Origin of the sequence: Amycolatopsis rhizosphaerae, from assembly GCF_007713715.1 — a bacterium.
In the GTDB taxonomy this organism is placed as follows: Bacteria; Actinomycetota; Actinomycetes; order Mycobacteriales; family Pseudonocardiaceae; genus Amycolatopsis_E; species Amycolatopsis_E rhizosphaerae.
Map to the genome: position 1 here is coordinate 1 of NZ_VJWX01000302.1, position 8,698 is coordinate 8,698.

The 8,698-nt window shown below is 70.9% G+C and carries 6 protein-coding genes and 2 pseudogenes; all 8 read right to left on the reverse strand.

Annotated elements, in window-relative coordinates; all coding sequences use genetic code 11:
- Positions 1-419, reverse strand: a pseudogene (locus FNH05_RS25050) (hypothetical protein); the annotation flags it as partial.
- Between the two features lie 224 nt (positions 420-643).
- Positions 644-2,197, reverse strand: coding sequence for a bifunctional phosphoribosylaminoimidazolecarboxamide formyltransferase/IMP cyclohydrolase (purH, locus tag FNH05_RS25055; RefSeq protein WP_144591165.1), 1,554 nt, complete (start codon positions 2,195-2,197; stop codon positions 644-646).
- A complete protein-coding gene (gene purN, locus FNH05_RS25060) occupies positions 2,194-2,811 on the reverse strand; it encodes a phosphoribosylglycinamide formyltransferase (protein WP_144591170.1) in 618 nt (205 codons plus the stop codon). Before purN ends, purH begins: the two co-directional genes overlap by 4 nt.
- Positions 2,812-2,863: 52 nt before the next feature.
- Positions 2,864-4,246, reverse strand: a complete 1,383-nt coding sequence (locus FNH05_RS25065) for a cell division protein PerM (protein ID WP_144591166.1) — start codon at positions 4,244-4,246, stop codon at positions 2,864-2,866.
- Between the two features lie 148 nt (positions 4,247-4,394).
- Positions 4,395-5,114: a DUF5336 domain-containing protein gene (locus FNH05_RS25070; protein WP_144591167.1), complete on the reverse strand. Its 720-nt coding sequence runs from the start codon at positions 5,112-5,114 to the stop codon at positions 4,395-4,397.
- Positions 5,115-5,307: 193 nt separating this feature from the next.
- Complete coding sequence (gene sucD, locus FNH05_RS25075) at positions 5,308-6,198, reverse strand: succinate--CoA ligase subunit alpha (protein ID WP_144591168.1); 891 nt, start codon at positions 6,196-6,198, stop codon at positions 5,308-5,310.
- A 6-nt stretch (positions 6,199-6,204) separates the two neighbouring features.
- Positions 6,205-7,383 (reverse strand): ADP-forming succinate--CoA ligase subunit beta, encoded by a 1,179-nt coding sequence (gene sucC, locus FNH05_RS25080; RefSeq protein WP_144591169.1) that lies wholly within the window; start codon positions 7,381-7,383, stop codon positions 6,205-6,207.
- Positions 7,384-7,550: 167 nt separating this feature from the next.
- Positions 7,551-8,698, reverse strand: a pseudogene (locus tag FNH05_RS38250) (hypothetical protein); the annotation flags it as partial.

Sequence of the window (8,698 nt, forward strand, 5' to 3'; positions counted from 1 at the left end):
GACAGCCGCCGGGCGACCGAGGGACTGAGCGCGGCCCCGGGGGCGACCGCGACCAGATCCATCCCGTCCAGCAGGGCGGCGGTCACCGGCGCGAACTCGGCCCCGGGCCTGGGCACCAGCGCGAGCCTGCGCACCTCGATCCCGAACTCGGCGGCGGCGACCAGGCCCAGATTCGGCATCCCCACCGCGGCCGCCCACGAGCCGGTCGCGGTGGCCTCGGCCAGCAGGGCCAGCAGCAGGGAGGTCGATCCGCGCACCGCCACCGTGCCGCCCCGGCGCAGGCCACCAGCAGGCAGGAGCTCCCGCAGCTCCGGCAGCACGGGAAGCACCTGGCCGGTCGTCCGTGCGTGCGCGGAGGCCGCGGCGACCCCACTCGCCGTGCTCATGCCCGGCAGTGCCGCCAGTTCCGCGACCGTCACCGCAACCTCCTCACCGTGCTTCGGCTCCCGCTCGCCAAGGGGCGCGAGGGGAGGGAAACTCACCGTGGGGAAGTCGGTGACCTGACCTTCAGTCGAACACCAGTTCGACAGGTTCAGTCTGCAATGCCGGGGCCACCCTGTCAAGCCGGGAACCCGGCCCGGACGCGAACAGGGCCGCGAGGGAAACCCTCGCGGCCCTGCCTACGGCCTCTGTCCAGCGGATCTCAGTGGGTGAAGTGGCGCGTACCGGTGAAGTACAAGGTGATCCCGGCCTCCTCCGCGGTCGCGATGACCTCCGGATCGCGGATGGAACCACCGGGCTGCACGACCGCGCGGACACCGGCCTCGATCAGCACCTCCAGCCCGTCCGGGAACGGGAAGTAGGCGTCCGAAGCGCCCACCGCGCCCTTTGCGCGCTCACCGGCGCGCTGCACCGCGAGCCGCGCCGAGTCGACCCGGTTCACCTGGCCCATCCCGACGCCAACGGTGGCCCGGTCATGCGCGAGCACGATCGCGTTGGACTTGACCGAACGCAGCGAACGCCACGCGAACTCCAGGTCGGCCAGGGTGTCCGCGTCGGCGGCCTCGCCGGTGACCAGCGTCCAGTTCTCCGGGTTGTCGCCCGGCGCGTCGATCTTGTCCACGGTCTGCACCAGCATGCCGCCGGAAATCGGCCGGAACTCCAGCGGATCCGGGTTGGTCAGCGACGGCAGGCGCAGCAGCCGGATGTTCTTCTTGCGCTTGAGCACTTCGAGCGCGTCCTCGTCGAAGTCGGGCGCGACCACGACTTCGGTGAACACCTCGGCGATCTGCTCCGCGGCCGCCAGGGTCAGCGGCCGGTTGCTGGCGATCACGCCGCCATAGGCGGAAACCGGGTCACAGGCATGCGCCTTCCGGTGTGCCTCCGCGATGTCCGCGCCCACCGCGATCCCGCACGGGTTCGCGTGCTTGATGATCGCGACCGCGGGCTCGGTGAAGTCGGCGGCGGCACGGCGGGCCGCATCGGTGTCCATGTAGTTGTTGTAGGACATGGCCTTGCCGTGCAGCTGCTCCGCGTGGGCCAGCCCGTCCCGCCAGTGCTTGTACACCGCGGCCTGCTGGTGGGGGTTCTCGCCGTACCGCAGGATCTCGCCGCGCTCCCAGGTGGCGCCGGTGACGTCCGGGAAGCCGGAGTCGTCGGCCGGCGCGTAGGAGTTGGCGAACCAGGCCGACACCGCCATGTCGTACGCCGCGGTGTGGGCGAACGCCTGCGCGGCGAGCCGCTTGCGGTCCTCGAACTCGAACCCGCCGTCGCGGACCTTCTCCAGGACCCAGTCGTACCGCGCCGGGTCGACCACGACGGCCACAGTGCCGTGGTTCTTGGCGGCGGCACGGACCATGGCGGGCCCACCGATGTCGATGTTCTCGATGCAGTCTTCTTCGCCGGCGCCCGAGAGGACGGTCTGCCGGAACGGGTAGAGGTTGACCACCAGCAGGTCGAACGGCGCGATGTCCAGCTCACGCAGCTGCGCCTCGTGCTCGGGCCGGTTCCGGTCCGCGAGCAGCCCGGCGTGCACCCGCGGGTGCAGCGTCTTCACCCGGCCGTCGAACGACTCCGGGAACCCGGTGACCTCCTCGACCGGCGTGACCGGCACCCCGGCGTCCGCCAGCGTCTTGGCCGTGCCACCGGTGGAGACGATCTCCACACCGGCCGCGTGCAGCGCGGTGCCCAGCTCCAGCAGGCCCGTCTTGTCGGACACCCCGATCAGTGCTCGCCTGACCGCTCGCCGTCCCGTCACCGGAAACTCACCTTCCGTCCTTCCACCCTGCAACCACCTCGGCCCAGCCGTTCCACCACGTCGACGAGCAGGCGCCGTTCCACCACCTTGATCCGCTCGTGCAGCAGGGCCTCGTCGTCATCGGTTTCGACGATGACGGCCTCCTGCGCGATGATCGGACCGGTGTCCACCCCGGCGTCCACGAAATGCACCGTCGATCCGGTGACCTTGACCCCCATCGCCAGCGCGTCGGCGACCGCGTGCATGCCGGGAAACGACGGCAGCAGCGCCGGATGGGTGTTGATCACCCTGTTCGCGAACCGGGCGAGGAAGTGCGGCCCCAGCAGCTTCATGAAGCCCGCCGAAACCACCAGGTCGGGCCGGTACGCGCCGACCGCCTCGGTGAGTGCCTTGTCCCAGGCCGCGCGATCGGGATGATCGCTCATCCGCACCGTGAAACCAGGTATCCCGGCCCGCTCGGCACGCGCGAGCGCCTCGACACCGTCCCGGTCCGTGCCGACGGCGATCACCTTCGCCGGGAAGGCCGGCCGCTGGGTCGCGTCGATCAACGCCTGCATGAGGGTGCCGGAACCGGACGCGAGCACGACCACCTTGACCGGCGTGGGCAGGTCCAACCGACTGGACTCCAACGCCTCTCCTTCGCCCGCGATTAACCTTGCGACCAGCCTAGCTGGGCTCTTCCGGCTCTTCCGAGGTGGGCGGCACCTCCACCGCGGCGGGATCTTCGGGTTCCCCGGCCTCCCCGCTCTCGGCGACCGGCTCGAATTCCGGTTCCTCCGGCAGTTCCTCCGGAACCTCTTCGCCGTCTTCCCCCTCGGGCTCCAGGCCCGGGTCTTCCCAGGTCGTGGGCGCGGACCGGCGCCGGGGACCGGCCAGCAACGCCACCAGCCCGCCGGGGACGGCGATCCAGCCGAACGCGGCCACCGACGTGAGCCCGGCCGGGACCACCACCGGACCGAACGAGCCGCTGCCGAGCCTGCCGCCCGCCAGCGTGCCGAGCACCACACAGGCGAAACCGACCACCGTGCTCGCGATGAGGACGGTGCGCAGGCGGGCCCACGGATTGTCGTCGCTGCGCCGCAGGTACCAGCCGGCCAGGGCACCGACGCCCGCAGGCAGCAGCATCAGCATCGGCCACCAGCGAGCCTGGTGTTCCGGCAGGCCGGCGAGCAGGGGCAGACCGGGGAGTGCGCCGCCGTGGAAGGAGAACGGCGTGAGCGACACCGAACCGAGGGAGAACCCGGTGCCGACCGTGAACGCGAGCGCACCGATCACCGCGTTGGGCAGGTATCCCAGCGACAGCAGTAGCATTCCGGCGCCGCTGCCGAACCCCGGCGCATTGGTGCCGAACAGTTCGCGCGCCGTGTCCCCGGAGACGGCGAGCGTCACGGCGAACACGAGCGCTCCGGCCGCGAGCAGGCCTGCCATGCCGAGCGCACCCGCGCGAAGGCCGCGCAGCGCGGCGGGGTCGAGGTACTCGCGTACCACGTCGGCCAGCCCGCACTGACGGGCCAGTCCGGCGGTCGCGCCGACCCCGGCGACGAGAGCGGGAACCAGGAACGCGGTGAGCGGTTCCGCGGTGCCGGCCCGGCCGTTCATCCCGATCGCGACCAGCACCCCGAACAACGCGTGGGCGACGACCACGGGCGCGACCACGTTCACCGCCTGGCCAGGATCGCGATAGCCGAGACGGCGGGCGGCGTGTGCGGCGGAACCGGCGACGAGCCGGCACATCCCGGCGGTGGCGAGCAGGGGTAGCACTCCCAGTGGGCTTCCGCCGATGGCGACCGGGACCTGGTAGGCCGCGAGCAGGCCGGGGCCGGCGGCTCGCAGGACACCGGCGATGGAGAAATGCGCCGCCGGAGCCAGCACGGTGATCAGGGCGAACAGCGCGACGACCAGGGAGTAACCCGCGAGCAGCGGACGCACCGCGGCCGCGAGCAGCGTACTGGCCACGGCGGCGGTGGACCGCTCAACGCCCCGCCCGGCACCCCCTCGCCGGTCGCCCGGCCCGGCACCGGGGCGCGAACGCGAGGTGAGCAACTGCATGTCCGGCACCCTCGCACCGCGGCCACCCCGTCCGGATGTGCCACGCCGCCGGTCGGTCATGGTGCGGCCCACACCTCACCCGCCAGGGGGGCGAAAAGGCCGCCACCACGGTCCTCAGCGCCCGTGATGACGGCCTTCACGACTTCTCTCAGCCCTGCTGGGAGGTGCCGCCGGGAGGGGTTCCGGGGCCACCCGGCTGCTGGCCGGGCTCGGCTGGACGCGGCTGGTAGAACTGCCCCTGCTGCGGGGCGTAGACGGTGGACTGCGGGGTCACCGGCGGGCCGAACTGGGTGCCCTGCGGCCCGGCCGGCGCGTCGCCGCCCTGGTGCTGCTGGCCGAAGGCCTGCGGCGGCTGCTGCTGGCCGTACGGCTGACCGTAGACCGGCTGCTGCTGCGGGCTGGGAAGCTTGAGCACCTCCTGGTCGAACAGCAGGGTCGCGATGGCGACCAGCATCTGCAGGATGCCCAGGATGAGGATCACCGTGAGCACACCCGGCGTGTCGGCCCTGGCCGGGATCCAGACCACCGCCAGGATCGCGTTCAGCGCGCCGAGCGTGCTGAACAGCGCGGCGAAGGGCAGGATCTTCGGCCCCTGTGGCAGAACCTTGAGCGCCGCGAGCAGACCGCCGACGAGGAGGAAGTTGATCGCCATGCCGGCGCTCGACGCCTCTTCGGAGAATCCGATGAAGTAGTTGACCAGGCCGAGCAGTGTCACCGCCAGCGACAACAGCACCGTGAGGTTGCCGACCGACAGTGTCGCCGAGGGCGCCTGCTGCTGTGGGAAGCCGCCCGTGCCGGGTGCCTGGGGATGGGAGTGTGCGCCGCCACCCTGCTGGGGGTAGCCCGGCCCACCGCTGGGGAAGGTCATCCGTGCTCTCCTGTCGTTTGCCTGAAGCCAGGCGGCCGATACGTCCCGAAAAAGCTAGCGCCAGCGGTCCGGAACCGCCCCTCCGCCTATCCGACGTGCGGCGGCGGCGAACGGTTGCGTCGACTTTTCCGGGTGGGAGACGCGACCGGCCGGGCCCCCGCAGGAGCCCGGCCGGCCGTGTTCGGATCACCGCTCAGTGGAGCTTTTCGTACAGCTCACGGGCGAGTGCGGCGGTTTCGGAGGGGGTCTTGCCGACCTTGACACCGGCCGCTTCGAGGGCTTCCTTCTTGGCCTGCGCCGTGCCGGAGGAGCCGGAGACGATGGCGCCCGCGTGGCCCATGGTCTTGCCTTCGGGCGCGGTGAAGCCCGCCACGTAGCCCACGACGGGCTTGGTGACGTTGTCCTTGATGTAGGCCGCGGCGCGTTCCTCGGCGTCGCCACCGATCTCACCGATCATCACGATGACGTCGGTCTCGGGGTCGGCCTGGAAGGCTTCGAGTGCGTCGATGTGGGTGGTGCCGATGACCGGGTCACCACCGATGCCGACCGCGGTGGAGAAACCGATGTCGCGCAGCTCGTACATCATCTGGTAGGTCAGGGTGCCGGACTTGGACACCAGACCGATCCGGCCCGCACCGGTGATGTTGGCCGGGATGATGCCCGCGTTCGACTTGCCGGGGGAGATCACACCCGGGCAGTTCGGGCCGATGATCCGCGTCTTGTTCCCCTTGGCCACGTTGTGGGCCCAGAAGTAGGCGGAGTCGTGCACCGGGATGCCCTCGGTGATGACCACCGCGAGCGGGATCTCCGCGTCGATGGCCTCCAGGACCGCGTCCTTGGCGAACTTCGGCGGCACGAAGATGACCGACACGTTCGCGCCGGTCTCCTTCATGGCCTCCTCGACCGTGCCGAACACGGTCAGGTCCTTACCCGCGATGGTGACGGTCTGCCCGGCCTTGCGGGCGTTGACCCCACCGACGATGTTGGAGCCTGCCTGCAGCATCTTGGTCGCGTGCTTGGTGCCCTCGGACCCGGTCAGGCCCTGCACGATGATCTTGCTGTCGGAATCCAGGAAAATCGACATTGCTCGTTACGCTCCCACGGAATTTTCAGTCGCCAGTTCCGCAGCTCGGTCCGCGGCGTTGTCCATGGTGTCCACCAGCGTGACCAGCGGGTGGTTGGCCTCGGCGAGGATCGCGCGGCCTTCCTCGACGTTGTTGCCGTCCAGGCGCACGACCAGCGGCTTGGACGCCTCGTCACCCAGGATCTTCAGCGCCTCCACGATGCCGTTGGCCACCGCGTCGCACGCGGTGATCCCACCGAAGACGTTGACGAACACGCTCTTGACCGCCGGGTCGTTGAGAATGACGTCCAGACCCGCGGCCATCACCTCGGCCGACGCGCCACCACCGATGTCGAGGAAGTTCGCCGGCTTGACCCCGCCGTGCTTCTCGCCGGCGTAGGCCACCACGTCCAGGGTGGACATGACCAGACCCGCACCGTTGCCGATGATGCCGACCTCACCGTCGAGCTTGACGTAGTTGAGGTCCTTGGCCTTGGCCTTGGCCTCCAGCGGGTTCTCGGCCTGCTTGTCCACCAGCTCCTCGTGCGAGGGGTGCCGGAAGGAGGCGTTGTCGTCCAGAGTGACCTTGCCGTCCAGGGCGACGACCTTGTCCTGCGGGTCGCGCACCAGCGGGTTGACCTCGACCAGCGTGGCGTCCTCGGCCACGAAGGTCTCCCACAGCTTGACCACGACGTCCGCGGCCTGCTCCAGGATCGCCTCCGGGAAGCGCGCCACCGTCAGGATCTCCACGGCCTTGGCCTTGTCCACCCCGGCGATCGCGTCCACCGGCACCTTGGCCAGCGCCTCCGGCCGCTCCACGGCCAGCTGCTCGATCTCCATGCCGCCCTCGGCGGAGGCCATCGCCAGGAAGGTGCGGTTGGCCCGGTCCAGCAGGAAGGAGACGTAGTACTCCTCCGCGATGTCCGAAGCCTCGGTCACCAGCACCCGACGCGTGATGTGGCCCTTGATGTCCAGGCCCAGAATGGCCTCGGCCTTCTCCTGGGCCTCGTCGGCGTTCTGCGCCAGCTTCACACCACCGGCCTTACCCCGGCCACCGGTCTTCACCTGCGCCTTCACCACGACCTGCCCGCCGATACGCTCGGCCGCAGCCCGGGCTTCCTCCGCATTACTTGCTACCGCGCCGGGCAAAACCGGCACACCGTGGGCGGCGAACAAATCCTTCGCCTGATACTCGTAGAGGTCCACTACTCCAGTCTCCTGACGACAACACGCCACTGTGCTCAACGCTCGGCCCACGAGGAACGGGGTGGTCGGCCTGGCTCGGCGGCGTGCCTGTTGCAAACCATGCTGCCGGACGAGACGACACTATCGAGCTGCGGAGAAACGCGGGGCGCCACCTCCGGTGAACTCTGTCACCGTATGGATCCAGTGGCTCGTTTCGGGTTGTGAAAAGCCCCACGTCCGGCCATCACCGCCGCCAGAACGAGAGCCAGTGCACAGCCGAGCGCGAGCCACCAGCCGAGACCGGCGTGCGCCCCGGCGATCTCCGCGCCCGCCAGCGGGAGCTCCGCGACCCGCAGTCCGGCGAGGCAGGCGGCTCCGGCCAGCAGCGCGGCCGCCCGCGCCGGGCGGCACCGGGGTGCGAGCGCCGCGGCACCGAGCACCAGTGCCAGGCCGAGCAGCAGCCCCCAGGACGGCGTCCCGAAGTTCGTCGAAAGCGCCGGTTCGACGTAGTCGGGGGCGACGATCACCGGCGTGCCGAACGCGCCGACGGCCAGGATCGCCCCGACGACCAGCGGGGCGATCAGCTCGGGCCCCGGCAGCACGGCCGCCCCCGCGGTTTCGTCCAGTTCGTCCCGTTCCACCATCCCTGCCACCACCGAGCAGCAGCCGGTGGCGCCGGCGGCGACGGCGGCCGTCGCCGTCCACAGCACGCCGGTCCCCGGGCTGAACGCACCACCGAGTTCGGTGGCGGTGATCGCGGTGGTGAGCACCGCCGTCGCGGCCAGCGGCACACCGGCCCAAGCGACCGACAACGCCGGTCGCACGAGTGCGGCCGCCCCGGGCAGGAACATGGCCGCCCCGAGTACCCCGGCCAGCACTCCGGCGGCGAGCAGCAGCCAGCGCCAAGGGCTCTGCGGCCCCGGTAGTCCGTGCACCATGACCACCTGCGGGGTCAACGCTCCGGCGACCGCCGTGACCAGGGTGATCGCGGCGAGTGCGCCGGTGACCTTCTGGAGCCGGGTCTTCCCCGGCAGGCGCGCCTCCGCCGCCTCGTCCTCGCCCGAGGGCGGGCGGACTTCGGTGGCGGGCAGGAAGGCCACGACGGCAAGGCCGAGCGCCCCGGCCAGGACCACGATCGGCCCGGCGGCCACCGCCACCCCCGTCAGGACCAGGCCGGACACGAGGTTCGGCAGCGACACCGCCACCGCCGCCACCGTGACCCCCAGTAGTCCGCCCCGGCCGAGCTCCCCGGTTCCCGAACTGAGCGACAGCCCTGCCGCGACCGGCAGCGCGAAGGCGAGCAGCAGGCAGCCCGCCAGTACGAGCGCCGGGGCTT

Bases quoted from the DNA above. Each gene is read 5' to 3' on its own strand.
- FNH05_RS25065 (WP_144591166.1), bottom strand. From the start codon at position 4,246: ATGCAGTTGCTCACCTCGCGTTCGCGCCCCGGTGCCGGGCCGGGCGAC.
- FNH05_RS25070 (WP_144591167.1), bottom strand. From the start codon at position 5,114: ATGACCTTCCCCAGCGGTGGGCCGGGCTACCCCCAGCAGGGTGGCGGC.
- sucD (WP_144591168.1), bottom strand. From the start codon at position 6,198: ATGTCGATTTTCCTGGATTCCGACAGCAAGATCATCGTGCAGGGCCTG.